This is a genomic window from Streptomyces sp. 2P-4 (genome assembly GCF_030167965.1).
GTDB lineage: Bacteria > Actinomycetota > Actinomycetes > Streptomycetales > Streptomycetaceae > Streptomyces > Streptomyces globosus_A.
In genome coordinates this window covers 1,705,170-1,730,861 of record NZ_CP095011.1, presented here as the reverse complement: position 1 = coordinate 1,730,861, position 25,692 = coordinate 1,705,170, and the positions used below count along the sequence as shown (strand labels likewise).

The 25,692-nt window shown below is 73.8% G+C and carries 22 protein-coding genes and 1 riboswitch; of the genes, 14 read left to right on the top strand and 8 right to left on the bottom strand.

Going from position 1 to position 25,692, the window contains the following annotated elements:
* Nucleotides 1–7: 7 nt before the first annotated feature.
* Genes MUK52_RS07145 through MUK52_RS07130 form a run of 4 tightly spaced genes read left to right on the top strand, consistent with a single transcriptional unit; the run spans nt 8 to nt 8,215 of the window.
* Nucleotides 8–1,588 carry a TIGR02677 family protein gene (locus MUK52_RS07145; RefSeq protein ID WP_114054620.1) on the top strand — a complete coding sequence of 527 codons (1,581 nt, stop codon included), beginning with the start codon at nt 8–10 and terminating at the stop codon, nt 1,586–1,588.
* Complete coding sequence (locus MUK52_RS07140) at nt 1,585–2,829, top strand: TIGR02678 family protein (protein WP_114054621.1); 1,245 nt, start codon at nt 1,585–1,587, stop codon at nt 2,827–2,829. Before MUK52_RS07145 ends, MUK52_RS07140 begins: the two co-directional genes overlap by 4 nt.
* Nucleotides 2,826–6,938, top strand: coding sequence for a TIGR02680 family protein (locus MUK52_RS07135; protein ID WP_284575150.1), 4,113 nt, complete (start codon nt 2,826–2,828; stop codon nt 6,936–6,938). Before MUK52_RS07140 ends, MUK52_RS07135 begins: the two co-directional genes overlap by 4 nt.
* Nucleotides 6,935–8,215 (top strand): TIGR02679 family protein, encoded by a 1,281-nt coding sequence (locus MUK52_RS07130; protein ID WP_284575148.1) that lies wholly within the window; start codon nt 6,935–6,937, stop codon nt 8,213–8,215. The genes MUK52_RS07135 and MUK52_RS07130 overlap by 4 nt, the downstream gene beginning before the upstream one ends.
* 144 nt (nt 8,216–8,359) lie before the next feature.
* Here MUK52_RS07130 and MUK52_RS07125 read toward each other — a convergent pair whose 3' ends face one another.
* On the bottom strand, nt 8,360–9,541 hold the full coding sequence (locus tag MUK52_RS07125) for a GTP-binding protein (RefSeq protein WP_284575145.1): 1,182 nt from the start codon (nt 9,539–9,541) through the stop codon (nt 8,360–8,362).
* Nucleotides 9,542–9,545: 4 nt separating this feature from the next.
* Nucleotides 9,546–9,716 (bottom strand): 50S ribosomal protein L32, encoded by a 171-nt coding sequence (rpmF, locus tag MUK52_RS07120; RefSeq protein ID WP_114054624.1) that lies wholly within the window; start codon nt 9,714–9,716, stop codon nt 9,546–9,548.
* A 205-nt stretch (nt 9,717–9,921) separates the two neighbouring features.
* Here rpmF and kdpF point away from each other — a divergent pair, with 205 nt between their 5' ends.
* From kdpF to MUK52_RS07090, 6 genes are all read left to right on the top strand, one after another.
* Nucleotides 9,922–10,011 carry a K(+)-transporting ATPase subunit F gene (gene kdpF, locus MUK52_RS07115; RefSeq protein ID WP_114054625.1) on the top strand — a complete coding sequence of 30 codons (90 nt, stop codon included), beginning with the start codon at nt 9,922–9,924 and terminating at the stop codon, nt 10,009–10,011.
* 94 nt (nt 10,012–10,105) lie between these two features.
* On the top strand, nt 10,106–10,327 hold the full coding sequence (locus MUK52_RS07110) for a hypothetical protein (RefSeq protein ID WP_114054626.1): 222 nt from the start codon (nt 10,106–10,108) through the stop codon (nt 10,325–10,327).
* 142 nt (nt 10,328–10,469) lie between these two features.
* On the top strand, nt 10,470–11,153 hold the full coding sequence (locus tag MUK52_RS07105) for a response regulator (RefSeq protein WP_114054627.1): 684 nt from the start codon (nt 10,470–10,472) through the stop codon (nt 11,151–11,153).
* A gap of 5 nt (nt 11,154–11,158) precedes the next feature.
* Nucleotides 11,159–13,702 (top strand): DUF4118 domain-containing protein, encoded by a 2,544-nt coding sequence (locus MUK52_RS07100; RefSeq protein ID WP_284575135.1) that lies wholly within the window; start codon nt 11,159–11,161, stop codon nt 13,700–13,702.
* Nucleotides 13,703–13,889: 187 nt separating this feature from the next.
* The gene (locus tag MUK52_RS07095) at nt 13,890–15,263 is read left to right on the top strand and encodes a TrkH family potassium uptake protein (protein ID WP_284575133.1); all 1,374 of its coding nucleotides are present in this window, start codon (nt 13,890–13,892) and stop codon (nt 15,261–15,263) included.
* Entirely contained in the window at nt 15,256–15,978 is a 723-nt protein-coding gene (locus MUK52_RS07090; RefSeq protein ID WP_284575132.1) for a potassium channel family protein, read from the top strand. The genes MUK52_RS07095 and MUK52_RS07090 overlap by 8 nt, the downstream gene beginning before the upstream one ends.
* Before the next feature lie 65 nt (nt 15,979–16,043).
* On the opposite strand, the gene MUK52_RS07085 is transcribed toward MUK52_RS07090, so the two are convergent.
* The 5 genes from MUK52_RS07085 to MUK52_RS07065 are packed head-to-tail and all read right to left on the bottom strand — an operon-like array spanning nt 16,044 to nt 20,749.
* Nucleotides 16,044–16,604 carry a DUF7676 family protein gene (locus MUK52_RS07085; protein WP_114054630.1) on the bottom strand — a complete coding sequence of 187 codons (561 nt, stop codon included), beginning with the start codon at nt 16,602–16,604 and terminating at the stop codon, nt 16,044–16,046.
* Nucleotides 16,601–17,320 carry a (2Fe-2S)-binding protein gene (locus MUK52_RS07080; RefSeq protein WP_284575130.1) on the bottom strand — a complete coding sequence of 240 codons (720 nt, stop codon included), beginning with the start codon at nt 17,318–17,320 and terminating at the stop codon, nt 16,601–16,603. The genes MUK52_RS07085 and MUK52_RS07080 overlap by 4 nt, the downstream gene beginning before the upstream one ends.
* A complete protein-coding gene (locus MUK52_RS07075; protein ID WP_284581671.1) occupies nt 17,314–18,387 on the bottom strand; it encodes an ABC transporter ATP-binding protein in 1,074 nt (357 codons plus the stop codon). Before MUK52_RS07075 ends, MUK52_RS07080 begins: the two co-directional genes overlap by 7 nt.
* A gap of 5 nt (nt 18,388–18,392) precedes the next feature.
* Nucleotides 18,393–19,517, bottom strand: a complete 1,125-nt coding sequence (locus MUK52_RS07070; RefSeq protein WP_284575128.1) for a FecCD family ABC transporter permease — start codon at nt 19,515–19,517, stop codon at nt 18,393–18,395.
* A complete protein-coding gene (locus MUK52_RS07065; protein WP_246042384.1) occupies nt 19,514–20,749 on the bottom strand; it encodes an ABC transporter substrate-binding protein in 1,236 nt (411 codons plus the stop codon). The genes MUK52_RS07070 and MUK52_RS07065 overlap by 4 nt, the downstream gene beginning before the upstream one ends.
* A 233-nt stretch (nt 20,750–20,982) precedes the next feature.
* Nucleotides 20,983–21,156, bottom strand: a riboswitch (cobalamin riboswitch).
* Nucleotides 21,157–21,408: 252 nt separating this feature from the next.
* Here MUK52_RS07065 and MUK52_RS07060 point away from each other — a divergent pair.
* From MUK52_RS07060 to MUK52_RS07045, 4 genes are all read left to right on the top strand, one after another.
* Nucleotides 21,409–22,281: a helix-turn-helix domain-containing protein gene (locus MUK52_RS07060; protein WP_284575124.1), complete on the top strand. Its 873-nt coding sequence runs from the start codon at nt 21,409–21,411 to the stop codon at nt 22,279–22,281.
* Nucleotides 22,278–22,463: a DUF397 domain-containing protein gene (locus MUK52_RS07055; RefSeq protein ID WP_284575117.1), complete on the top strand. Its 186-nt coding sequence runs from the start codon at nt 22,278–22,280 to the stop codon at nt 22,461–22,463. The genes MUK52_RS07060 and MUK52_RS07055 overlap by 4 nt, the downstream gene beginning before the upstream one ends.
* A 232-nt stretch (nt 22,464–22,695) precedes the next feature.
* Nucleotides 22,696–23,925: an NAD(P)/FAD-dependent oxidoreductase gene (locus MUK52_RS07050; RefSeq protein WP_284575116.1), complete on the top strand. Its 1,230-nt coding sequence runs from the start codon at nt 22,696–22,698 to the stop codon at nt 23,923–23,925.
* Nucleotides 23,926–23,937: 12 nt separating this feature from the next.
* The gene (locus tag MUK52_RS07045) at nt 23,938–24,834 is read left to right on the top strand and encodes an RNA polymerase sigma-70 factor (RefSeq protein ID WP_114054638.1); all 897 of its coding nucleotides are present in this window, start codon (nt 23,938–23,940) and stop codon (nt 24,832–24,834) included.
* 166 nt (nt 24,835–25,000) lie between these two features.
* On the opposite strand, the gene MUK52_RS07040 is transcribed toward MUK52_RS07045, so the two are convergent.
* Nucleotides 25,001–25,654 (bottom strand): NADPH-dependent F420 reductase, encoded by a 654-nt coding sequence (locus tag MUK52_RS07040; protein WP_284575113.1) that lies wholly within the window; start codon nt 25,652–25,654, stop codon nt 25,001–25,003.
* Nucleotides 25,655–25,692: the final 38 nt, after the last annotated feature.

The window sequence follows — 25,692 nt, the reverse complement described above, 5'->3', positions numbered from 1 at the left end:
GCCGCCGATGGATGAAACACCTCCCAAGCCTGCGAGCCCGGCCGAGGGCAGCGGGTCGTACGGGCCCTTCGCCCACCTCACCGCCCCGAACGTGCTGGTCTACCGCTCGGTCATGCGGGCCTTCCTGGTGGCCAAGGAGCGCTTCGCCGTACACCTGCGGCCCGAGGACGTGCAGGCGGCGCTGCCTGTCGGGATTCGGCCTGTCGAGCTCGACGGCGTCGTCAAGGCGCTTGACAGCCTCGTGGGGTGGGGAAACCTGCGGGCCGATCCCGACACGGGGCGGGTCACGGCCGTGGAGGACTTCTACCGCAAGCGCTTCATCTACCAGCTGACGCGCGAGGGAGAGGCCGCCGAGCAGGCTCTGTCCGCATACGACGAGGCTCTCGGAAGGCGCGGGGCCCTGCAGGCGGTCGCGCTGCACGACATCGTCACCCAGCTGCGGGCCCTCCTCGTCCTGGCGGCCGAGGACGAGCCCGATCCGGCCAAGACACACCTCGCGCTCGACGGGCTCGTCAGCCGCTTCGCCGCGCTCGCCGACAACGCCCGGGCCTTCATGGGCTCCCTCCAGAGGACCATCGACCTCCACGACGTGGGGGAGGAGGTGTTCCTCGCCTACAAGGACCAGCTCATCCAGTACCTGGAGCGGTTCATCCAGGACCTGATCACCCTCGGTGCGCGCATCGCCCGGCTGATCACGGAGCTGGAGGACGGAGGGCGCATCCAGCCCCTGCTGCGCGCCGCCGCCGCCCGTGAGGCGGCCGACGCGACCCCGCAGGAGGCGGCGTACGCCGAGCAGGCCGCGGCCGAGCGGTGGGCCGAGCGGTGGACCGGGCTGGCGGCATGGTTCCTCAGTCGCGACGGCCGGGAGTCGCAGTCCCGGCTGCTGCGCGGCCGGGCCCTCGGCGCGATCCCGCAGCTGCTGGCGGTCGTACGGGCGCTGAACGAGCGCCGGGCCGGCCGCTCCGACCGCTCCGCGGACTTCCGTACACTCGCCCGCTGGTTCGCCGAGGCACCCGACGATGGCGCCCGGCACCAGCTGTGGCGTGTCGCCTTCGGGCTGTATCCCGCACGCCACCTCTCCGTCGACGCCGAGACGCTGGCCGCCCGCAGCGCCCGGCCCGAAGCCGCGTCCACGCCGTGGGCGGATGCCGAACCGCTGCGCATCAGCCCGCAGCTGCGCCGCACGGGCAGCTACGAGCGCCGCGGCAAGCCCCGCAAGGTCGAGGACCGGCAGGAGGCGCGCCGGCTGCTCGCGGAGACCGCCGCCAAGCAGGCCGCCGAGACCGCTGCCGCGCGCGCCCGGCTCGCAGCCACCGGAAGCACGCGGCTGTCCGGGCTCGGCGAACTCGATCCGGTCAGCTTCCGCCTCTTCCTCCGACTCCTCGGCGACGCACTGGCCACCTGGCGGCCCGGCACGACCCACACCACCGCGGCCAGCAGCGACGGGTCCATGGAGATCCGGCTCAGCGCCGTGCCGGACGGATCCACCGCCGAGATCCGGACACCGCATGGAACCTTCCGAGGTCCCGATCACGCGATCGAGATCGTCGATCTCACCGCCGGGGCAGAGTGGAGCGACGGACGATGACCACCCCGCTCGCCGAAGTGCTGGACGGGCAGCACGCCGCCGAACTGCGCAAGGCAGCCCGCGCTCTGCTGAAGCACCCGCTGCTTCTCGCACGGGGCCCCTCCGCCGACGAGTTCAGACTCGTCCGGCGGCACGCCTCCGAGCTGCGCGCATGGTTCGACCGCAACACGGGCTGGGCTCTCCAGGTCGACTCCGGGACGGCGCGGCTCGGCAAGATCCCCGCCCGCCTCGGCGACGCCACCCATCCCGCCCGCGAGGCCACCCGCAGCGCGGCCCCGTTCACACGCCGCCGATACGTCCTGCTCTGCCTCGCCCTCGCCTGCCTCGAACGCGGCGAGGCGCAGATCGCCCTCGGCCGGCTCGCCGACCAGGTCGTGCTGGAGGCCGCGGACTCCCATCTGGTCGCCGCGGGCATCGAGTTCACCCTGGACCGCCGCGACGAGCGACTCGACCTGGCCGCCGTCGTACGGCTCCTGCTGAGCCTCGGCGTGCTGCGGCGCGTCGCCGGAGACGAGGACGCGTACGTCAGCGGAGCCGGCGACGCGCTCTACGACGTGGAACGGCGCGTGCTGGGCGGGCTGCTCGCCACGCGCCGGGGCCCCTCGACGGTCCGGGCCGCGGAGTGGGAGGAGCGGCTCGCGGAGCTCACCGCCGAAACGGCCCTCGACAGCGACGAACTGCGCTTCCGCGCCCTGCGCAGATCGCTGACCCGGCGGCTGCTGGACGACCCCGTGCTCTACTACGACGAGCTGGACGACGCCGAACTCGCCTACCTCACCCGCCAGCGCGGCTTCCTCACCGCCCGGATCACCGAGCTCACCGGACTGGTGGCGGAGGTCAGGGCCGAGGGCATCGCCATGGTCGACCCCGACGACGACCTGACCGACGTCCGTATGCCGGAGTCGGGGACCCGCGGCCACGTCACCCTCCTGCTCGCCGAGCACCTTGCCGCAGCCGCCGGCCCTGTCGGCACCGCCGAGCTGATGCGCCGGGTCGCCGAACTGGCCGCCGAGCACGGAGGCTTCTGGTCGAAGTCGGCGCGGGAGCCGGGCGCCGAGGGAGAGCTGGTGGAGCAGGCGGTCGTCCGGCTCGCCGCCCTCGGCCTGGTCGCCCGGACCCCCGAGGGGGTCGTGCCGCGCCCGGCCCTCGCCCGCTATGCGGTCGGCGAGGCCGTGGTGCTCGTATCCCGTACGGAGGGCGCCGGCGGCGTGCCCGCGCAGCGAAAGGCGTCACCGCGTTGATCCCCCGCCCCGCGCTCCCGGCCCCCGGGCGCTCCCGCTGGCAGCCCCTCCGCATGGGCCTCGTCGACCTCTTCCACTACGACGTCGAGGAGTTCCACTTCCGCGACGGCAGGCTGCTGCTCCGCGGAAACAACGGCACCGGCAAGTCCAAGGTGCTCGCCCTGACCCTCCCGTTCCTCCTCGACGGGGACCTCAGCGCCCGCCGCGTCGAGCCGGACGGCGACGCGGGCAAGCGCATGGAGTGGAACCTGCTGCTCGGCGGCGAGCACCCGCACTCCGAACGGCTCGGCTACACGTGGGTGGAGTTCGGCCGCCGCGACGAGGTGAGCGGCGAGGAGCAGTTCCGTACGCTCGCCTGCGGGCTCAAGGCCGTCAGCGGGCGCGGTATCGCCCGCCACTGGTGGGCGGTGACCGCGCAGCGGATCGACCACGCGCCGGCCGCCTCGCGTGCGGGCGACTCGCTCAGCCTCCTCGACGCCACCGGTACGGTGCTGTCACGGGACCGGCTCGTCGAGGCCGTGTCGGGACACGGCCTGGTCTACGACCAGGCCAAGGCCTACCGCCGGGCCGTCGACGAGGCGCTGTTCGGACTCGGCGAGGAGCGCTACGGCGCCCTCGTGGACCTGCTCATCCAGCTGCGCCAGCCGCAGTTGTCCAAGCGGCCCAACGAGGCCGCCCTCTCCCGCGCCCTCACCGAGGCGCTCCCGCCCATGGACCAGGCCGTCATCGCGGACGTGGCCGAGGCGTTCCGGTCCCTGGACGAGGAGAAGGAGGAGCTGCGGGCCGCCAGGACGGCCGAAGCCGCGGCATCCGCCTTCCTCGACCACTACCGGCGTTACGCCCGCATCGCCTCCCGCCGCCGTGCGCGCCTGCCCCGCACCGAGCACTCGAAGTACGAGCACCTGGTCCGCGACCTCGCCGGAGCGCAGGAGGAGAAGGCCGGTGCCGAGGAGGAACGGGCAGCGGCCGCCGAGCGGATCGCGGAACTCACCGAGGCGCAGGTGCGTCTGGAGGCCGCCGACGCCGCCCTGCGCGAGGGGCCCGAGATGCGCAGTGCGCGGGAACTGGAGCAGGCCGCCAAGGCGGTGGAGCGGTCCCGGGACGACAGGGCCCGCGCCGAAGCCGACCGGGAGCAGGCTGCCGTGCTGCACACCCGTGCGCTGAGCCGCCTCGGCGCCGCCGAGAACCGCCTCCGAGCCGCCCGCCAACGGGCCGAGGACACGCTTCGCCGGGCCGGGGACATCGCCCGGGACGCCCGGATGGACCTGCCCGAAGCGGAGGGACTGCCGGAGGCGGAGCTGCGTACCGCCCTGGTCGAGGCGACCGACCGCCGCCACCGCACCCTCGTGCACGTGGAGGAGCTCGCCGGCCGGGCCGAGACCGCGGCCGGCGAACGCCGGAATGCCGCAATCCGGCTCGACGAGGCGGAAACCGACCTGGCGCAGGCCATCGGGGCACAGGACGAGGCCGACGCGGCCGTCACGGCAGCCGGCCGGGCCTTGGTCGACGCCGTCCGCGCACACGCGGACCGGTGCGAGGAGCTCGTCCACCCCGACCCGACGGGACTGCTGGACGAACTCCAGGAGTGGGTCGTGCACCAGGACGGCCCCTCCCCGGCGCGCCGGTACGCGGCGCAGGCGCACAGCGCCGCGGCGGCGCTGCTCGCCGACCGGGCTGCGGAAGCCGCACAGCGCCGGGCGGGCCTGGCGGAGCAGGCCCGGGCGGCCGAGGCGGAGCTCGCGGAGCTGGAGTCGGGCGGCCGGCGGGAGCCGCCGGCCCCGTACACCCGGACGCCGGGCCTGCGCGGTCAGGCGCCGGGTGCTCCGCTGTGGCGGCTGGTCGACTTCCGGGCGGACGTCGCAGAACGCGATCGGGCCGGTCTGGAAGCGGCCCTGGAGGCATCCGGGCTGCTGGACGCGTGGGTGTGCCCCGACGGCACGGCCCTGGCACCGGACGGCCACGACGTGGTCCTCGCCCCGCAGGCCGGCCCGGTCGGCGCCCCGTCGCTGGCCGACGTGCTGTGCCCGGCCGTCGACCGCGGCGACGCCCGGGCGGCGTCCCTGAGCGAGCAGGCCGTGCAGCGGCTGCTGGGGGCGATCGGCCTCGGAGCGCCCGCCGGGGACGCCGCGCACGACACCTGGGCAGCGCCCGACGGCCGCTACCGGGTCGGTGCCCTCACGGGCCGCTGGGCCAAGCCCGCTGCCGAGTTCATCGGAGAGGGCGCACGGGAGGCCGCGCGGCGCCTGCGCATCACCGAGCTGCGGGCCGAGCTCTCCCGTCTCGGTGCGCTGTCGGCCGCCGTCGCCGACCAGGCGCGGGACGTGGCACGGCGGCGCCGGACCCTCGATGCCGAGCTGGCCGCAGTGCCCGACGAGACCGCCGTGACCCGGGCGCAGGCGCGGGCCGCCGCTGCCGCGGACACCGTGCGTCGGGCCGAAGCGCGCCGTGCGGAACGAGCCTCCGGCATGCTGGCCGCCGGCGAGCGGGCCGAGCGGGCCACCGCCGAACTCCACGAGGCGGCAGCCGACCTGGGGCTGCCCGCCGACCGGCCGGCCCTGGCCGCCGTACGCCGGGCCCTCGGGGAGCTGGCCGTGGTCCTGGCCGAGCTCTGGCCCGCGCTGCGCGAGGGCACGGAGGCATCCGGCCAGGTGGCGGAGGAGCAGGAGGAGGCCGGGCGGGCGGCGGAGCGCACCGCCGAACTCGGCCTGCGGGCGGAGGAGGCGGCCCGCCAGGCGGCAGCCGACGGCGAGCGGCTCGCGACGCTGCGGTCGACGGTGGGCGCGGCAGTGGCCGAGCTGGAGCGGCGGCTGTCCGACACCGCGCAGGCCTTGCGCCGGTGCGCGGCCGACCGGCGGCTGGTCCAGGACCGCCACACGGAGGCCGACCGGCGCGCCAGCCGCGCCGAGGGCCGGATCGAGCAGTTGGAGAAGGACATCACGGTCGCCGCCGCCGCACGCGCCGAGGCCGTCGCCGCACTCCAGCGGTTCACCGCCACCAGGCTGATCGGGGTCGCTCTCCCCGGCCTGGCCGTGCCGGCCGCGCGGGACGAGCCGTGGGCGGCCACCCCGGCGATCGCACTCGCCCGCTCCCTCGAAGCGGAGCTCGCCGCGACCGACGACTCGGACGGGGCGTGGGAACGCGTGCAGCGGCGGCTGAGCGAGGAGCTCAAGGTCCTCCAGGACGCGCTCTCGCGGCACGGCCACACCGCGTCGGCCCGCATGGTGGAGGAGGGGATGGTCGTCGACATCGTCTACCAGGGGCGCGAGCGCGCCGTACCCGAACTCGTCGAGGCCCTCACGGTGGAGGTGGGGGAGCTCACCCGCATCCTGTCCGCGCACGAGCGCGAGATCCTCGAAACCCACCTCATCACCGAGGTCGCGGGCACGCTCCAGGAGCTCATCGGGGCCGCCGAGCGCAAGGTGCTGGCGATGAACGCCGAGCTGGAGGAACGCCCGACCTCCACGGGCATGACCCTGCGGCTGGTGTGGCGGGCCTCCCGCAAGGCCCCGGCCGGACTGGCCCAGGCGCGCGGCCGGCTGCTGCAGACCGCCGACGCCTGGACCCTCGGGGACCGGACTGCCGTCGGGGAGTTCCTGCAGACGCAGATCGCCCGCCGGCAGACCGAGGACGCGGCGGGCAGCTGGCTGGAGCACCTCACCGCCGCCCTCGACTACCGCTCCTGGCACGAGTTCGCCGTCGAGCGGCTGCAGCACGGCCGCTGGGTGCCGGCCACCGGACCGGCTTCGGGCGGCGAACGCGTGCTGGCCGTCTCCGTGCCGCTGTTCGCCGCGGCCTCCTCGCACTACGCGAGCGCGGGCAGCCCGTACGCGCCACGGCTCGTGACCCTGGACGAGGCGTTCGCCGGGGTCGACGACGACTCGCGTGCCAAGTGCCTGGGCCTGCTCCACGCGTTCGACTTGGACGTGGTCATGACCAGCGAGCGGGAGTGGGCCTGCTATCCGCAGGTTCCCGGCATCGCGATCGCCCAGCTCTCCCGCGTCGACGAGGTGGCGGCCGTCCTGGTCACCCGCTGGGAATGGGACGGTACGGCCCGTACCCGCCGTGGAGACCCGGTGCGTACGGCCGAGCCGGAGGCGGCGTGGGGGTGAGCGGCTCCGCGGCCGAAGCAGCCGCGGCCGAAGCAGCCGCGGCCGAAGCAGCCGCGGTCGACGAAGTCCGCCTGCGCCGGCTCCTGGGCGCGGCGGAGCTGTCCTGGCTGCTCGACCGCGTACGCCGCCGCCTGGAGCGGGGCCGGCCCCTGACCGGCGCAGTCTCCCTGGCCGCCCCCACGCCCGCCCAGCGCGCGGCGGCGGAGCGGCTGCTGGGCCGGGCGCCCGGCGGCGGCGCGTCGCTCACCGTGCGGCTCGACGCGGTGGACGCCGTCCTGCGCCGGTCGGGCATCAGCCCGGAGGGCCTGCCGGCAGCCGTCTCCGCCCTCACCGGTCCCGTCGTCCCCCGCGAAGAGGCACGCCGGGCCGAGGAGCGGGCCTGGGCGGAGGCGTACACCCCGCTCACCCTGCTGGCCCGGGACGAACCGCGCCTGGCGGACTGGGCCGCCCAGGTCCGCGACAGCGGCCTCGTACGGCGCGTCACCGGCACCCCCGCCGCCGCGCGTACGCTGCTGGACCAGGCGGTGCGCGTCCTGCGGGAACTGCCTGCCGAGCCGGCCCGGTCCCTGTCCGTGTTCGCGGCGGACGTGCTGGGCGGCGCCCACGCACTCGACGAGGGCACCCCGTTGGCCGCGATCGTGCTGTCCGGGGTCCGTGCCCTCACCGGCCATCCGGACGGTGAGGGCGCCGCCTGGCGACGGGCCGCATGGGCCTCGGCCGGCCTGCTCCGGGACGACGTGTCCTCCACGGTCCTCGCCCTGAACCTCCGCGGGACCCCTGCTCTGGACTGGATGGCCGACGTCGGCGAGCCGTGCGTCCTCACCCTTCGCCAGCTCGCGCACCGCCCGCCGCGGACCGCGCCGGCGGTGGTCCACGTCTGCGAGAACCCCGCCGTCCTGTCCGCTGCGGCGGACCACCACGGCGCGGCTTCCCTCCCGCTGGTCTGTCTGCGGGGCCAGCCGTCCGCCGCCGCGCTGGCCCTTCTCACCCATCTCCGCGGCCTCGGCGCCGCTTTCCGCTATCACGGGGACTTCGACTGGGGCGGGCTGCGCATCGCCACGACGCTCCTCCGGCACGTTCCGTGGCGCCCGTGGCGCTACACCGCAGACGACTACCGTGGGGCGGTCGCCGCCGCCGGCCGTGCTGCCGCCCCCCTGGCCGGGAAGCCGGTCCCCTCCCCGTGGGACCCGGACCTGGCGTCCGTCCTCGCCGAACACGGCGTCCGCATCGAGGAGGAGGCCGTCCTGGGCGCGCTGCTCGCAGACCTCACGCCGTGACCGGCTGCCCGTGCCGGTCGGGGGCGGCCGGGGCGCGATCGGCGTCGGAACCGCCGCACGCGCCCCGCGGCGCGAGGCGATCGGCCGGAGCGGGTGGCCGGGCCGGGCGGTGCCGTGGCTGCGACCACCGCCCGGCCCGGAGCCTCAGGCAGCCGCCGTGCCGGGGGTGGCGGCGGGCTCGTGCTCGCAGGCTTCGTCGATGCCGTACGTCTCCCACGCCGGGAACTCGTCCTCGGCCGGGGCCGGCTCACCGGGGCTGAGCAGACAGGCTTCGAGCGCCGCACGGAGCGCCTCGGCGCGCAGCCCGACACCGATGAAGACCAGTTCCTGGCCCTGGGCGGTCTCCGTGCCGCGGGCCCCGGAAGGCTCGAAGCGGGCCACCGCGCCGGCCTGGGACCACAGACCGGTCACCCGGGGGCGGCTGGCGAGCCAGAAGAACCCCTTGGAGCGGAGGATCCTGCCGAAGGCGCCGCTGTCGAGACCCTGGGTGACGAACGTCCAGAGCCTGCCGGGATGGAAGGCCGCGTCGGCGCGGAACACCAGCGACGAGATGCCGTACTCCTCCGTCTCCGGGACGTGGTCCCCGTTGAGCTCCTTGACCCAGCCCGGGGCCTGCTGGGCGCGCTCCACGTCGAAGAGCCCGGTGCCCAGGACGTGGTCGAGCGCCACGCGGCCGCGTACGGCGGGTACGAGCCGGGCCTCGGGGTTGAGCCTGGCGAGGGCGGCGCGCAGGCGCGCGGCGTCGCCCGGCCCGACCAGGTCGAGCTTGTTGAGGACGATGACGTCCGCGAACTCGACCTGGTCCATGAGGAGGTCGCTGACGGTCCGCTCGTCGTCCTCGTATTGGTCGAGGCCGCGCGCCGCGAGTTCGTCGCCGCCGGAGAGCTCCCGGAGGAAGTTCGCGGCGTCCACGACGGTGACCATGGTGTCGAGGCGGGCGAGGTCGCCCAGGGTGGCGCCGTCGTCCCGGGGGAAGGAGAACGTGGCGGCGACCGGCAGGGGTTCGGAGATGCCGCTGGACTCGATGAGCAGGTAGTCGAAGCGGCCTTCGCGGGCGAGCCGGTCGACCTCCTCCAGCAGGTCGTCGCGCAGGGTGCAGCAGATGCACCCGTTGGTCATCTCGACCAGCCGCTCCTCGGTGCGCGAGAGCGCCGCTTCGCCGCCGCGCACGAGCGCGGCGTCGATGTTGACCTCGCTCATGTCGTTGACGATCACCGCGACCCGCAGGCCCTCGCGGTTGCCGAGCACGTGGTTGAGCAGGGTGGTCTTTCCTGCGCCGAGGAAACCGGACAGAACGGTCACCGGCAGGCGGTCGTACGAGGCCACGCGATCAGCTCTCGGGGCGGAGCAGGCCGCGCTCGTACGCCTTCACCAGGCGCTGCGGGACCTGGTGGACGGAGCCGTCGACGGTGACGGGCACCAGCTGCGGGGTGGCGGCCTTCCACTGGGCGCGGCGGTGGCGGGTGTTGCTGCGGGACATCTTCCGCTTGGGGACGGCCATGGGGACTCCTCGGGCTGTGGGCGAAGGCTGCCCGGAGGCTATATGAAAACGGATCCCATTACCAACTTGCCCCGTACGGGTGCACGCCGGAGGGCTTTCGTCAGAAGTCCGACAAGATCGCGTCAGCATGGGCGCGGTCCGCCGGGCGGGGGTGCATGGTCGGAGGGCGGGATCCGCCCCGCCTGACCGAGAGAACGGATCGCAGATGGACCTGGAGAACGTCGTCGGGCTGCTCGTGGCCGTTTCCCTGCTCGCGTACCTCGCGGCGGCCCTGATCCACCCGGACAGGTTCTGAGCCGGCGCCGTGGCTCCGTCCCGTGACGGAGAACCGCGAAGGCGGTGGCCGGCCGGTGCGGACGCGCAGACCATGGATCCCGGGGGGCCCGCGTATGGGTTCCGTCAAGACGGCCCTGTCGGCCGTATGGGTCTCGTCAAGATCCCTTAACGGCCTCACCGGAATGCGATTAGCTCATCACCGGCCGATTGGCCGATTTCCATACAACCTTCACCGCAACCAGGAGCTCACGGTGGCCGACGTGGCCTTCGTCGTCACGATGATCGCGGTGTTCGCGCTGGTGGCTCTCATTGCCAGGGGTGTGGCGAAGCTGTGACCGGCGAGAAGGGCTGAACGCGAACCACGTCCACGTCCCGAGACCCACCCCTCACAACGCAGGCGAAAAGCTGATGCTGCACCCTGGAACCCGGGGTCGGCCGCACACGGCCCGCCCACCATGGAAGGAAGGCATCACGGCCATGACCACGGTCCTGGTGGTGGAAGACGACCCGCAGCTCGTCCGCGCACTGAGAATCAACCTCCAGGCGCGCAAATTCGAGGTGAAGGCGGCGAGCGACGGCGCCGGCGCACTCCGCCTCGCCGCCACAGTCAAACCCGACGTCATCCTGCTCGACCTCGGGCTGCCCGACATGGACGGCCTGGCCGTCCTCAAGGGCGTACGCGACTGGAGCCGCGCCCCCATCCTCGTCCTCTCCGCCCGCCAGACCTCCGAGGAGAAGGTCCGCGCCCTGGACGCCGGGGCCGACGACTACGTCACCAAGCCCTTCAGCATGGACGAGCTCCTCGCCCGCCTGCGGGCCGCCGTCCGCCGCCGGGAGACCCCGGAACCCCCGGGCGGGACGGACCTGGTCACCACGGACGGCTTCACGGTGGACCTGGTGGCCAAGAAGGTCAGGCGCGACGGCCGCGATGTCCGGCTCACCCCCACCGAGTGGCACCTGCTGGAGATCCTCATCACCCACCCCGGCCGGCTGATCAGCCAGCGCCGCCTCCTGCTGGAGGTGTGGGGGCCGACGTACGCCGACAAGACGAACTACCTGCGCGTCTACATGGCCCAGCTGCGGCGCAAACTGGAAGCGGATCCCGCCCACCCCAGATACCTGATCACCGAGCCCGGCATGGGCTACCGCTTCGAAGGCTGAGCCCCATGGGACGCGGCACATTCCGGATCTACCTCGGCGCGGCGCCCGGCGTCGGCAAGACCTACGCGATGCTCTCCGAGGGCCATCGCCGGACCGAGCGGGGCGCCGACGTCGCCGTCGCCTTCGTCGAGCACCACCACCGTCCGCGCACGGAGGTGATGCTGCACGGTCTGGAGCAGGTCCCGCGGCGGGAGCTGGAGTACCGGGGCTCGACCTTCACGGAGATGGACGTGGACGCGGTGCTGGCGCGCCGCCCCGCGGTGGCCCTCGTGGACGAGCTGGCCCACACCAACGTGCCCGGCTCGCGCAACGCCAAGCGCTGGCAGGACGTCGAGGAACTCCTCCAGGCGGGCATCGACGTCGTCACCACCGTCAACATCCAGCACCTGGAGTCCCTCGGCGACGTCGTCGAGACGATAACCGGCGTCCGCCAGCGCGAGACCGTCCCCGACGAGGTGGTACGCCGCGCCGACCAGGTCGAACTGGTCGACATGTCCCCCCAGGCCCTGCGCCGGCGGATGGCCCACGGCAACATCTACAAGCCGGACAAGGTCGACGCGGCCCTGTCCAACTACTTCCGCCCCGGCAACCTCACCGCGCTGCGCGAACTGGCCCTGCTGTGGGTCGCCGACCGGGTCGACGAGTACCTCCAGGAGTACCGCGGCCAGCACGACATCCGCTCCACCTGGCAGGCCCGCGAACGCATCGTCGTCGGCCTCACCGGCGGCCCCGAGGGCCGACAGCTCATCCGCCGCGCCGCCCGCCTCGCCGAGAAGGGCGCCGGCGGCGAGGTCCTCGCGGTATACGTCGCCCGCAGCGACGGCCTGACCTCCGCCTCGCCCAAGGAACTGGCGGTCCAGCGGACCCTGGTCGAGGACCTCGGCGGCAGCTTCCACCACGTCATAGGCGACGACATCCCCCAGGCCCTGCTCGAATTCGCCCGCGGGGTCAACGCCACCCAGATCGTCCTCGGCGTCAGCCGCCGCCGCCCCTGGCAGTACGTCTTCGGCCCCGGCGTCAGCGCCACCGTCGCCCGCGAGTCCGGACCCGACCTCGACGTCCACATCGTCACCCACGACGCAGCCGCCAAGGGCCGCGGCCTGCCCGTGGCACGCGGAGCCCGGCTGGGGCGCTCGCGGATCATCTGGGGCTGGCTGGCCGGGATCGGCGGACCGGTCCTGCTGACCGTCCTGCTGCGGCTGGCCGTGCCCGACCTCGGCCTCGCCAACGACATGCTGCTCTTCCTGACGTTCACGGTGGCGGCCGCCCTGCTCGGCGGCCGCCTGCCGGCCCTGGCGTCGGCGGCCTTCGGTTCCCTGCTGCTGAACTACTTCTTCACACCGCCACTGCACCTGTGGACCATCGCCGACCCCAAGAACATCGTCGCCATCGCGGTCTTCTTCGCCGTCGCCGTCTCCGTCGCCTCCGTCGTCGACCTCGCAGCCCGCCGGACCCACCAGGCCGCCCGGCTGCGGGCCGAGTCCGAAATCCTCTCCTTCCTCGCCGGGAGCGTGCTGCGCGGCGAGACCGCCCTGCCCGCCCTGCTGGAACGGGTCCGCGAGACCTTCGCCATGGACTCCGTGGCACTGCTCGAACGGGACAGCGACGTCGCCCCCTGGACCCTGGCGGCCGGCACCGGGCCGGCCCCGGCCGCCCGACCCGAGGACGCCGACGTCGACATGCCCATCGGCGACAACATGGCCCTCGCCCTCACCGGGCGCGTCCTCCCGGCCGAGGACCGCCGGGTCCTCGGCGCCTTCGCCGCCCAGGCCGCCGTCGTCCTCGACCGGCAGCGCCTCGTCGGCCGGGCCGAAGAAGCCCAGCGCCTCGCCGAGGGCAACCGCATCCGTACCGCGCTCCTGGCCGCCGTCAGCCACGACCTCCGCACGCCGCTGGCAGGCATCAAGGCATCCGTCACCTCGCTGCGCGCCGACGACGTCGAATGGTCGCAGCAGGACCGAGCCGACCTGCTCGAAGGCATCGAAGACGGAGCGGACCGGCTCGACGCCCTGGTCGGCAACCTCCTCGACATGTCCCGGCTCCAGACCGGCACCGTCACCCCGCTGATCCGCGAGACCGACCTGGACGAGGTCGTCCCGATGGCCCTGGCCGGAGTCCCCGACGACAGCGTCGAACTCGACATCCCCGAAACCCTCCCCATGGTCGCCGTCGACCGGGGACTCCTCGAACGCGCCGTCGCCAACATCGTCGAGAACGCCGTCAAGTACAGCCCCGACGGCCTGCCCGTGCTCGTCTCGGCCAGTGCGCTCGCCGAGCGCGTGGAACTGCGCGTCGTCGACCGCGGCCCCGGCATCCCGGACGCGGCCAAGGAGCGCGTCTTCGAACCCTTCCAGCGTTACGGAGACGCCCCCGCCGGGGCCGGCGTGGGCCTCGGCCTCGCCGTGGCACGCGGCTTCACCGAGGCCGTCGGAGGCACCCTCACCGCGGAGGACACCCCCGGCGGCGGCCTGACCATGGTCCTCACGCTGCCCACCGCGGATCCGGCCCTCCAGCCCGACCCCGGCCTCCCCAAGGCGGCACTCACCTGACAGGCCCCGCGACCCGGCCCCTCCGCGCCCACCTGCACGGACTCCGCCATCGGCGCACATCCGCCCGCGTCGGCCGCGGCCTGTTCGAAGGCCGGCACATGCCGGGATAGGGTGGCGCTGCCGGTCCTTGACGCACTCCTGATGCTCGGGTCCGATGGCGGAGTCGAGTCGGAGGGAAGTCGGTCGAGTGGCCGTTCGCGCGGCAAGAGTGTGGCACTCGCTGTTCACCACCCATCCGGCCCGCACCGTGGTCTGGGCCTTCGCGCTGGTGATCGCCGCAGGCACGGCCCTGCTGATGCTGCCGGCCTCCTCCCAGGACGGCTCGGCGACGGACCTCGTGACGGCGCTGTTCACATCCACCTCGGCGGTGTGCGTGACCGGCCTGGTCGTCGTGGACACCGCCACGCACTGGAGCGGCTTCGGCGAGGCCGTCATCCTCGGGCTGATCCAGGTCGGCGGCTTCGGCATCATGGCGCTGGCGTCCCTCCTGGCCCTGCTGGTCTCCGGCAGACTGCGGCTGCGCATGCAACTCACCGCGGCGGCCGAGACCAAGAGCCTCGGCATCGGCGACGTGCGCCGCGTCCTCCTCGGCGTCGCAGGCTGCACCCTCGCCGTCGAACTGGCGGTCGGCGCCGTTCTGGCCCTGCGGCTGCGCTTCGGATACGGCCGGTCCATCGCCGAAGCCGCCTACTCCGGCTTCTTCCACGCGGTCTCGGCGTTCAACAACGCCGGCTTCGGCCTGCACGCCGACAGCCTCACCCCCTACGCCCAGGACCCGTGGATCACCCTGCCGATCGCGGCGGCCGTGATCCTCGGCGGCCTCGGCTTCCCCGTCCTGCTGGAACTCCTGCGCCACCGCACCCGGCGCCGCACCACCGGCCGCCGCAACTGGTCGCTGCACACCCGGCTGACGCTCGTCACCAGCGCCGCACTGCTGTCCGTCGGCACCGTGCTCACCTGCCTGCTGGAATGGACCAACCCGGGCACCCTCGCCCCCTTCGACTGGGACGAGAAGGTCCTCAACGGCTTCTTCTACTCGGCGATGAGCCGTACCGCCGGATTCAACGCCGTCGACATGGGCGCACTCAACGCCACCACCCTCCTGTTCACCTGCACCCTGATGTTCATCGGCGGCGGCAGCGCGGGCACGGCCGGCGGCATCAAGGTGACCACCTTCGCGGTCCTGGCCGCCGCCATGCTCGCCGAGGTGCGCGGCGAGCCCAACTCCACCGTGATGGGACGGCGCCTCGCACCGCACGTGCTGCGCCAGGCCCTGACCGTGGCACTGCTCGCCGTGGGATTCGTCATCGCATCAACCCTCGCCCTGCTCACCGTCACCAAAGCCCCCTTCGAAGACGTCCTCTTCGAGGCCGTCTCCGCCTTCGCCACCGTCGGCCTGTCCACCGGCATCACCGCCGACATCCCCGACTCCGGCCGGCTGATCCTCATCCTCCTCATGTTCGTCGGCCGACTCGGACCCATCACCCTCGTCTCCGCGCTCGCCCTGCGCGAGCGGACCCGCCGCTACCAGCTACCCGAGGAGCGACCCGTCATTGGGTAACTACCTGCACTCCCTGCGCCGTCGCCGCCGCAAGCGGCTGCTGGACTCCGACATCCTCGCCGCGGGCGACCAGCGCGTGGCCGTCATCGGCCTGGGCAGGTTCGGCAGCTCCCTGGCCAACGAACTGACCCGGCGCGGCTGGGACGTGCTGGGCATCGACACCGACGCCGCCCTCGTGCAGAAGCACAGCGACATCTTCACCCACACCGCCGTCGCCGACTGCACCGATCCGGAGGTCCTCCGCCAGCTCGGCGTCGGGGACTTCCCCAGCGTGGTCGTCGGCATCGGCACCGACATCGAGGCCAGCATCCTCGTCGCCTCCAACCTCCTGGAGGAGGGCGTCCCCAACATCTGGGCCAAGGCCATCAGCCGCCAGCACGGACAGATCCTCGAACGCCTCGGCGTCCACCACGTCGTCCTCCCCGAGCACGAGATGGGTGAGCGCGTCGCCCACCTCGTCACCGGCCGCATGCTCGACTTCATCGAGTTCGACGACGACTACGCCCTGGTCAAGACCATCACTCCGGACACGATCACCGGTGTCCCGCTCGGTCAGAGCGCCGTCCGCACCAAGTACGGCATCACCGTCGTGGGCATCAAACGCCCCGGACACGACTTCACCCACGCCACCGCCGAGACCGTCGTGGCGAAGGGCGACGTCATCATCGTCACCGGCAGGACCCGCCACGTGGAGGCCTTCGCCGAACTCGGCTGAGCCCCGGCGGAGGCCCGTGCCCCGGCCGGCGGCCCGGCACGGGGCCGCCGGGGGCCGGGCCGTGGTCAGCCGCTGTGCCTGAAGCCCTTGCCCGTGCGGTCCAGCGGGTCGGCGGGCAGGGAGAGGAAGCGGGCCCGCAGCGTGTCCCACGCCCCCAGCCGGTCGAAGTCGGGGGTGTCGAGGATGTCCTGGCGGTCGGTGAGGAACGGGTTGGGCAGCAGGACGGTCATCATCTGCTCGTCGCGGCCGTTGAACAGGCGGATTCCCCAGCTGACGGGGGAGCCGTCGGAGCCGATGCTGCGGTAGAACTCGGCGCGGGAGCAGCGGCGGATGCGGCCGAGTTCGGGGCCGGAGGCGGTGTGCTCGCCGATGCACAGGTGGAAGTGCCAGGCGCCGAAGTCGACGGTGGCGTAGCCGTCGTTCACGGTGATGGCGGTGGGGGCGTTCGGGGCGCCGACCTCCCAGGCGGCGCCTTCGATGATGGGCCCGAAGTGGATGTGCTGCCAGTGGTCGGTGAAGACGGCGGTGACGAGGTCGAGGAGGGTGGCCTCGTCGACCGGGAGGGGCCAGACGTGCTGGGTGCCGCCGCCGGGGGTCTCGACGACGGTCGGCTCGGTGGTGGTCATGAGGTCTTCTCCTTGGGGTTGAGGACGCAGTCGCCGCAGGTGCCCGCGCCCGGTACGCGGTAGTACAGGCAGCAGCTGCGGCGCCGGAAGGCAAGCGGTGCCGGGGGACGGGTGCGGTACGTGCCGGTACCCGCCAGGGGCGGCCGGTCCAGCAGCGCGCGGACGAGGGGGATGACGGGCAGGACGGGGGCAGGCGCCCTGGCCAGCAGGACGCGGTGGGCTCCGACCAGCGCGGAGGCGGCGTTGCCGCGCAGGGTGTGCGGGCTCACGCCCGACACGCGGCGTACGGCGTCGGCCCAAGGGGCCAGGTTCCGGACGGTCACGGTGCCGAGCAGGGCCGGGAGCGGCTCCTCGTCCACCTCCGCCGGGTCGGGGAGCCACAGGTCGAGGGGGCCGGAGGCGGGCAGGCGCCACCACAGCCGGTCGGGCGCCAGGTCGGGGACGCGGCCGGTGAGCGCGGCGCAGCCCAGGGCGATCGACCACAGCCGGGAGGCGGTGCCCAGGTGCAGGGTGGACGCGGCCACCCTGGGCTGGTCGGTGCCCAGCCGCCCGGCGACGGTGCGTACGCACTCCTCCAGCGCGCCCGGGTCCGCGTACAGGTCGGCCAGGGGCCGGAAGCCGCCCGCCTCGGGGCAGGGGCCGGTGGCGACCGCGAAGTAGGGGCCGATCGCGGAGACCCGGGCCAGGGCGTCGGGGGTGAGGGCCGGCGTCACCATGTCCGCACCGTCCGCGTGAGCTCGTGGAAGCCCCGGACGGGGATGCTCCGCCCGTCCGGCCCGGTGAGGGTGAGGCGGTCCGCGCCGTCCCAGCCCACCTTCCCCTCGGCGGGCGGGCCGCCCCGGCCGGCGACGGCCAGTCCCTCCCGGGCGAGCGCGCGTTCGAGGAGCGGGAGCACATCGGCGGGCGCGTCCACTGCGACGGCGGCGCGTGCGGTGCGGCGCAGGCCGAAGGTGCCGGATGCCGGGTCGAAGGCGAGGTGGTCGGCGTCGAACGCCCCCGCCACGGCGCCGCTGCGGACCAGGTCCTCGGGTGCCCCGGCGTGGACGCGGGATGCGCGGTCGACGAGCCAGACCGCGTCGGCCACCCGCAGGGCCAGCTCCAGATCGTGCGTACTGACCACCACGGTCAGGCCCCTGTCGCGGGCCAGGTCGCGCAGCAGCACGGTGAGCGCCACCCGCGAGGGGACGTCCAGGAAGGCCGTCGGCTCGTCCAGGAGGACGACCTCGGGCTCCTGGGCGAGGGCGCGCGCGGTCAGGACGCGCTGGCGTTCGCCGTCGGAGAGCTCGGCGGCCGGCCGGTCCGCCAGATGCTCCGCGCCCACCGCCCGCAGCGACCACTCGACGGCGGCGTGGTCGGCCGCGGTGAGGCGGCCGGTGAACCCGGTGTGCGGGTGGCGGCCGAGCCCGGCCAGTTCCCGCGCGGACAGCAGTCCCGGATCGACCCGGTCGGTCAGGACGACCGCCAGCCGCCGGGCGAGCGCGGTCGGCGGCGTCTGCGCGAGGTCGGCGCCGCCGATGCGGATCCGTCCGCCGAGCGGCGGCAGGAGCCCGCACAGGGTGCGCAGCAGAGTGGACTTGCCCGCGCCGTTGGGGCCGAGGAGGACGGTCAGTTCGCCGGCCCGTGCTTCGAGGTCGAGCCCCGTGAGCACCGCCCGCTCCGCCCCGCGCCCGCGCCGTGGCGACCGGGCGCGGTAGCCGACGGCGAGCCCCTGCGTGACCAGGCCGCCGGGGCGGCCCGGCCCGTCGGCGGTGTCGGTGAGGGGCTCGGTCATGGTGTCGGTCATGTCGGTCACGAGGCCACTCCTTGTACGCCGCGGCGGCTGCGGATCAGGAACGCGATGACGACGGGTGCGCCGAACAGCGAGGTGACGGCGTTCAGCGGCAGCACGGCATCCGTGCCGGGCGGCTGGCTGAGCAGCGCGCACGCCAGTGCCAGGAACGCCCCGGCGAGCATCGACGCCGGGACGAGCGCCCGGTGGTCCGACGTCCCCAGTGCCACCCGCGTCAGGTGCGGGACGGCCAGGCCGAGGAAGGCGACCGGCCCGCAGAACGCGGTGGCCGCACCCGCCAGGAGTGCTGTGCCGAACAGCGCCAGATCGCGGCTGCGCCGCACGTTCAGGCCCATGGTGCGGGCGTAGTCCTCGCCCAGCAGCAGGGCGTTGAGGCGTTTGGCAGTCAGCAGCGCGGTGAGCAGGCCGGCGCCGATGACGGGCAGCATGACGTGGAGGTCGGGCCAGGTCGTGGCGCCGAAGCTGCCCAGGCCCCACATGACGAACTGCTGGGCGCGCTCCGGTCGGGCGTAGACGAGCATCACGCCGACCACGGCGGTGGCCGCCGAGCCGATCATGACGCCGACGACGAGCAGGGTGACGGCCGACCGCACCCACCTGGAGAGCAGCAGGACGAGGGCCAGGACGGCGGCGGCACCGAGCGAGGCGGCGATGACGACGCCCACGCGCCCGAGGCCGGCCAGGTCTCCGGTGAAGCTGCCGGCGACCCCGCCGGTGCCGACCACCACGGTGGCGACGCCCATGCTCGCGCCCGAGCTCACCCCGAGGGAGAACGGGTCCGCCAGCGCGTTGCGGAACAGGGTCTGCATCTGTACGCCGGCCACCGCGAGGGCGGCGCCGACGGCGCAGGCGGTCAGCGCCCGCGGCAGCCGGACCTGCTCGACGATCACGGTCCACCGCGGGTCCTCGGGGGTGCCGCCGAACAGCACCCGCACCACCTCGGCGACCGGCACGGGATGGGAGCCGGTGGCGATGGCGAGGACGAACAGCACGGCGGTGCCGGCCGCGAGTGCGAGGACGACGGCGAGGCGCCGCCGCACCGGCCGCGGCCCCGCGGGCGGAGTGTCCGCGTCCGGGGCCGCTGCCGGCGCGGGTGCCGGCACGGTCGTCTGATGTGTCGTCACGCCTTCGGCACCGGCTGGTAGAAGGTGAAGGAGTGGCCCTCGGCCTGGTCCGGGTGCATCAGCGCGAACAGGTCGGCGAGGACCAGGTCCGGGCGCAGCACGCCCCGCTCGAAGTAGTCGTTGCCGCCGCCGGGGCCGAGCGCCTTCGTGTTCGTCCACACGGCGCCGTCGGACACCGCCTTCAGCTGCCCGTACCGGCTGTCGGCCTTGACCGCGTCGGCGGTGGACTTCCACTTCTGGTCGGCGATCCAGACCGGGGCCTGGCCGGCCTTGGCGTACACGGCCTCGAAGTTCAGCTGCATGCCGCCGGTGCCTGCCTCGCCGGCCCACGGGTAGGTGCCGCCCGCGTCCTTGATCAGCCGGGCGGCGTAGCTGCCTCCGGCGGGCATGGACCACGTGCCCTGGTACATCGTGCCGGGCAGCACCTCGACGGGCTTGCCCGCCTTGGCCGCCTGGGCGCCCTTCTCCGCGACCTTCCGGTAGTCGCCCTCGATGGTGTCGAACACCTCGCCCGCCCGCTTCTCGGCGCCCGTGAGCGCGGCCATCGCCTTGACCCACTCGGCCCGGCCGAGCGGACTGGCCTCCAGCCACTCGGCGTTGGCGACCACGGCGATGCCTGCCTGGCGGAGCTTCGGGTACTGCGGGTCGTCGGTGCCCTGGGTCATGAGCACGTCCGGCTTCGCCCCGATGACGGTTTCGGCGTTGAGCGTGCGGTCCTTGGCGTACTCGGTGACCCTGCCCGCCTTCACCCGCTCGATCACCTGGGCGGAGGAGATGTTCGCGCTGCTCGCCACTCCGGTCAGGACGTCCAGGGTGCCGGTCTCGGTCAGCAGCGGCAGGTGGGTCGTCGAGGCGGAGTACAGGCTCCTGACGGGCACGGTGACCTGCTGCGCGGACGCCAGTTCACCGGTCAGCTCCGGCTTGGGAGCACCGCACTTGACCAGCACGTACGACTCGGGCTTCCCCTTGGGGAAGGGCTCCTTCACGGTGAGGACCTGGTAGCTCTTCTCGTACCGGAGGGTGAAGTTCTCGGCGTGCTTCACCGTCGACTTCACCGGGAAGTAGTCCTTGGCCGGGTCGAAGTCCTTGATGCACCCCTCACCCTCGGCCCGCGCCTCGGGGCCGGCTGTCGTGCCGGCGTCGCCGCCGCAGGCGGTGAGCGTGAGGGCGGCGGCGACGAAGGCCGCCGCGGTGGCCCGACGGCGGCCGGGCATGACGGATCGTACGGACAAAGTGACTCCTGGTGGCGTTCGTCGGCCGCGCGTGAGGGCACTGCGGTGCGCGGATGCGGCGTGGGGGAAGGAACCCGCAGGGGGTCAGAACCCGGGGAAACGGGACTGTGGGTGAAGCCGGTCAGGCCGGTCGGGCCGGTCAGGCCGGAGCACGGGCAGCACGGGGCCGCCTCCGCACGAACGCAGGCACACGGGTGCCACCGCCTCTCCCGGGGAAATCCGCCCCTTGCATCGAGGTGCGACGGCGTGAGTCTCCTGACTCGGGATCACAGCTTCTCCGGCCTTCCCACCCCGGACGGGGCGGTGGCCTGGGGCGGAGTCGCTCCCCCTACACAGTGGCGGTACCGTGCCGGAATCCCACCGGCTTCCTCGTTCCGCCGTCGCTTGACGGACGGAAGCATCGCAGACCGCCCGCCGCCCCGCCAGACCCGCCCCTGTGCGTTCAGCCACAGGGCACGGCAGTTCAGGACAGGGCGGGGCGCACGGCATCGAGCTCCGGCCGCCCCACCGGTCGGACCGTCGTGATCCAGTACAGGGGCCCGTACGGTGCGTCAGCGTACGGGCACATTCGGTGGACGGTACGGCGCGCCGGCCGCCACCCTGGGTGCTGTCGATCGCGGGGATACGACCTGTACGTACGGACCTGGAGGTGGCCGCGGATGACGACGCACGCCGAGGCGGGCGACAACGACGACCTGGTGGCGTCCTGCGAGACGGAACGGGAGCCCGGCCCCTCGGACAGTCTGCGGACCTTCGGAGCCGTCGTCCAGGCCCTGCGCGAGCACGCGGGCCTCAGCAGGGTGCAGTTCGGGGAACTGGTCCGCTTCTCCCGGCACACCGTGGAATCGGTGGAGCTGGGGCGGCGGATGCCGGACGAGTCGTTCGTCGACCGCGCCGAGGAAGCCACGGGAAACACGGGCGCGTTGAGGAAGGCCGCCCCGCACCTGAGCCGGGGCGACGCAGGGCTCGCCGCCTGGTTCCGGCAGTGGGCGCGGCTGGAGAAGACGGCGGTGAGCCTGTGCACGTACGAGTGCCGGCTGGTGCCGGGTCTTCTGCAGTCGGAGGACTACGCGCGCGCCGTGTTCGAGGGAACCGTGCCGGTGGTGCCGGACGACCGGCTGGCGGACTTCATGGCCAGCCGGATGGAACGGCAGCGGATGCTGTGCGAACGGCCGACGACACCGTTCAGCTTCATCGTCGAAGAGCACGTCCTCCGCCGCCGGTTCGGGAGCACGCAGCAGATGCGGGAGCTGTACGACCACGTCCTGAAGCTGAGCGCCCCGCGGAACGTGACGCTTCAGGTCGTGCCGTTGCAGGCCGGGTTGCACGCGTGCCTGGACGGGCCGCTTCAACTCCTGGAAACGCCTAGGGGGCAGCGGCTCGGCTACTCCGAAGGGCAGCAGAACGGCCGCCTGATCTCCGATCCGAAAGAGGTGAGTCTGCTCCACCAGCGCTATGACACACTGCGCTCGCAGGCCCTGAACGCCAAGGACTCGCGGGGTCTGCTGGAGCGACTCCGAGGAGAACTATGAGCACGACGGAACTGGCGTGGTCCAAGTCCAGCTACAGCGGCAGCCAGGGTGACAGCTGCGTCGAGGTCGCTGTCACCGCGCAGGCCGTCCACGTACGCGACTCCAAGGACGCCACCCGCCCCGCCCTCGCGGTCGGCCGGGATGGCTGGGCGCGCTTCGTCGCGTTCGCGGCGGGGGCCTGAGGCGGGGCACGGCGCGGGGACGGACGGTTCGGCGACTGTCGCCGCAGGCGACTGCGGGGCGGCAGCGGCCGGGCCCTGGCCTTGGCTGTCGTGCGTGGGGTGAGGTGGGTCACATGCTGTCACAGCAGCCTGGGCTTCGGTGTCTTGAGGGCGCAAAGCCCTGAAGGCCGCAGGCAGCCCAGTCGTGCTGCTCGTGCCTCGGGGCGTCACCGATCCGAGGGGAGCGCACATCGTGAAGCACCGCATCGTCGTCCTCGGCGCCGGCTACGCCGGGGCCCACGTCGCCGGAATGCTGGCCCGGCGGCTGTCCGCGGCGGACACCGAGCTGATCGTGGTCAACGCCGAACCGGACTTCGTCCAGCGGCTGCGGCTGCACCAGCTCGCGGCCGGCCAGGAGATCGCGGCTCCCGCGCTCTCCGAGGTCTTCGCGGGCACGGCGGTCCGGCTGCGGCAGGCCCGTGTCACCGCCGTCGAGCCGGAGCGCCGGGTCGTCGCCGTGGCCGGCCCCGACGGCGCCGCCGAACTCGGCTACGACACGCTCGTCTACGCCCTCGGCAGCCACGGGGCCCGCCACTGCGTCCCCGGTGCGGCCGAGCACGCCTTCGACGTCTCCGCCCGGCCCTCCGCACTGAGCCTGCGCGAGCGCCTGGACGGCCTGGCCCGGCAGGGCGCCGGCGGCAGGGTGCTCGTCGTCGGCGACGGGCTGACCGGCATCGAGACCGCCACGGAGATCGCCGAGTCGCGGCCCGCCCTGTCCGTGACCCTGGTGGCCCGCGGCGAGCTCGGCGCCACGCTGTCCTCCGGAGCCCGCGAGCACCTGCGCCGGGCCTGTGACCGGCTGGGCGTCACCGTGCGGGAGCACACGGAGGTCGCGGCCGTCGAAGCGGCGCGCGTGCGGTGCGCCGACGGCGCGGTCCTGGAGTCCGACGCGACCGTGTGGACGGCCGGGTTCGCGGTCAGTCCCCTCGCCGCCGCCGGCGGTCTCGACGTCACCGAGGACGGCCGGATCGTCGTCGACCGGACGATGCGGTCGGTCTCGCACCCGGACGTCTACGCCGTCGGCGACTGCGCCTTCGCCACCGGCGACAACGGCCTGCCGCTGCCGATGTCCTGCGCCTCGGCCGGATACACCGGCAGGCAGGCCGTGGAGGCGATCACGGCACGTCTGACCGGCCGCAGGGCGCCGAGGAACGTCAAGCTGAGCTACCTCGGCAACCACATCAGCCTCGGGCGCCGCGACGGCATCCTGCAGTTGGTCGACCACGAGGCCCGGCCGAAGCCGAAGTCCGTGGCCGGCCGGAAGGCCGCGCGCGTCAAGGAGGCCATCGTGTCGATGTCCCTGTGGGGCACCTCCCACCCGACCTTCGGCGTGCCGCAGCGCAGGCACCGCCTGACCGGGGCGCCGCACGCGGCGTACCCGCCGAAGGCCGGGGGGACCGTCCGCCCCCGGGCGCACGGCTGAGAGGACCGGGAGATGACCGAGCACGGCACCGACCCGGCGACCCGGGCGTTCGTCGACCACCGCAACCTGCTCTTCACCGTCGCCTACGAGATCCTCGGCTCCGCCGCCGACGCCGAGGACGTCCTCCAGGAGACGTGGCTGCGCTGGGTCCGGGTCGACCTGGGGCAGGTGGGCGACCGGCGGGCGTACCTCGTGCGGATCACGACCCGGCAGGCGCTCAACCGGCTGCGCGCCGTGAAGCGCCGCCGTGAGGCGTACGTCGGCCAGTGGCTCCCCGAGCCGCTGGCCACCGCCCCGGCCGTCGCCGAGGACGTCGAACTCGCCGAGAGCATGTCGATGGCGATGATGCTCGTCCTGGAAAGCCTCTCCCCGACCGAGCGCGCGGTCTTCGTCCTGCGCGAGGTCTTCGAGGTCGAGTACGCGGAGATCGCCGAGGCCGTCGGCAAGAGCCCCGACGCCGTACGCCAGATCGCGCACCGTGCCCGCCGGCACGTCGGCGCCCGCCGCCCCCGCAGGACGGCCTCCGCGCGGGAGACCAGGGCCGCCCTGGAGTCCTTCCGGCGCGCCGTCGAGACCGGCAACCCGCAGGACCTCCTCGACGTGCTCGCCCCCGACGTCGTCCTGCTCAGCGACGGCGGCGGTGTCAAGCGGGCCGCGCTGCGCCCGGTCGTCGGCGCCGAGAAGATCGTCCGCTACTGGCTCGGCGGCTCCGCCAAGGTCGAGGAGACGATCGCCTGGGAGCCCACGGAGGTCAACGGCAGCCCCGCGCTCGCCGTGTACCTGGGCGGCGCACTCGACGGCGTCATGGCCGTCCGCGTCGAGGACGCCCGCATCACCGGCCTCTACTTCGTCCGCAACCCGGAGAAGCTGACGCACCTCGTCTCGGGGACCCCGCTCACCCTCCGCTGACACCGCCGGCCCGCCCCCGTCCGGACCGCCCGCCGCATCCCTGCGGCCGGCCAGGGGCGGGCTCCCCCGCTGCCGCCGTCCCGTACCTCTTCGGCCGGTACGCACGACTCGTCTCGGCCCGGCGTCCGGCTGGCCCCGAGGCTCCGCGGGTCAGCGGGTCAGCGGGTCAGCGGACGATCTTGAACCCGAACAGCGGGGTGCCCAGCGCCGTCGCGGTGTCGATCCACATCCGCAGCATCATCTCGGTGGCGCGGGCGGTCCGGATCCCGCCGAGGTCGAGTACGTCCTTCCAGCCGAGGGAGCGGAGCAGGCCGCCCACCAGGGTCTTGGCGTCGGGGTCGTCACCGCTGACGAACACGGTGTGGTCGCCGTCGCCGATCGCTCCGGGGGCCGCCATGGCGGCTGCGGCCAGAGTGTTGAGCGTCTTGACGACCCGGGCCTGCGGCAGCGCCCGCTGCAGGCGCTCGCCGAGGCTGTCGGTGTCCACGGGGTCCAGGGCCGCGTCCGGGACGGACCAGTCGAGCGGGCTCGACACGTCCATGACCACGCGGCCGGCCAGGGCCGGGGCGAGCGGGGTGAGCGCCGCGACGCAGGAGGGCCCGTCGATCGCGTTCACGACCAGGTCGGCCCCGGGCACCGCGTCCGCGAAGGTGCGCAGCTTCAACGCGGGCAGCCGGGCGGCCACGCGGGCGTACGCCGCGTTCTGCTCCAGGGTGGCGCCGGGCGAGCGGGTCCCCACCACCACCTCATGGCCGCGCGCCAGGAGGGCGGGGGCGAGGACGTGGCAGACCTCGCCCGTCCCCAACAGGGCTGTTCTCATGGGTGTTTCCTCCGGAGGGGCAGGGTGGGCGCGGCCGC

Excerpts from the sequence above, each read along its gene's own strand:
- MUK52_RS07145 (WP_114054620.1), top strand. The coding sequence starts at position 8 with ATGGATGAAACACCTCCCAAGCCTGCGAGCCCGGCCGAGGGCAGCGGG.
- MUK52_RS07140 (WP_114054621.1), top strand. The coding sequence starts at position 1,585 with ATGACCACCCCGCTCGCCGAAGTGCTGGACGGGCAGCACGCCGCCGAA.
- rpmF (WP_114054624.1), bottom strand. The coding sequence starts at position 9,716 with ATGGCCGTCCCCAAGCGGAAGATGTCCCGCAGCAACACCCGCCACCGC.
- kdpF (WP_114054625.1), top strand. The coding sequence starts at position 9,922 with ATGGACCTGGAGAACGTCGTCGGGCTGCTCGTGGCCGTTTCCCTGCTC.
- MUK52_RS07110 (WP_114054626.1), top strand. The coding sequence starts at position 10,106 with ATGGGTTCCGTCAAGACGGCCCTGTCGGCCGTATGGGTCTCGTCAAGA.
- MUK52_RS07105 (WP_114054627.1), top strand. The coding sequence starts at position 10,470 with ATGACCACGGTCCTGGTGGTGGAAGACGACCCGCAGCTCGTCCGCGCA.
- MUK52_RS07100 (WP_284575135.1), top strand. The coding sequence starts at position 11,159 with ATGGGACGCGGCACATTCCGGATCTACCTCGGCGCGGCGCCCGGCGTC.
- MUK52_RS07085 (WP_114054630.1), bottom strand. The coding sequence starts at position 16,604 with ATGACCACCACCGAGCCGACCGTCGTCGAGACCCCCGGCGGCGGCACC.
- MUK52_RS07080 (WP_284575130.1), bottom strand. The coding sequence starts at position 17,320 with ATGGTGACGCCGGCCCTCACCCCCGACGCCCTGGCCCGGGTCTCCGCG.
- MUK52_RS07075 (WP_284581671.1), bottom strand. The coding sequence starts at position 18,387 with ATGACCGACACCATGACCGAGCCCCTCACCGACACCGCCGACGGGCCG.
- MUK52_RS07060 (WP_284575124.1), top strand. The coding sequence starts at position 21,409 with ATGACGACGCACGCCGAGGCGGGCGACAACGACGACCTGGTGGCGTCC.
- MUK52_RS07055 (WP_284575117.1), top strand. The coding sequence starts at position 22,278 with ATGAGCACGACGGAACTGGCGTGGTCCAAGTCCAGCTACAGCGGCAGC.
- MUK52_RS07045 (WP_114054638.1), top strand. The coding sequence starts at position 23,938 with ATGACCGAGCACGGCACCGACCCGGCGACCCGGGCGTTCGTCGACCAC.
- MUK52_RS07040 (WP_284575113.1), bottom strand. The coding sequence starts at position 25,654 with ATGAGAACAGCCCTGTTGGGGACGGGCGAGGTCTGCCACGTCCTCGCC.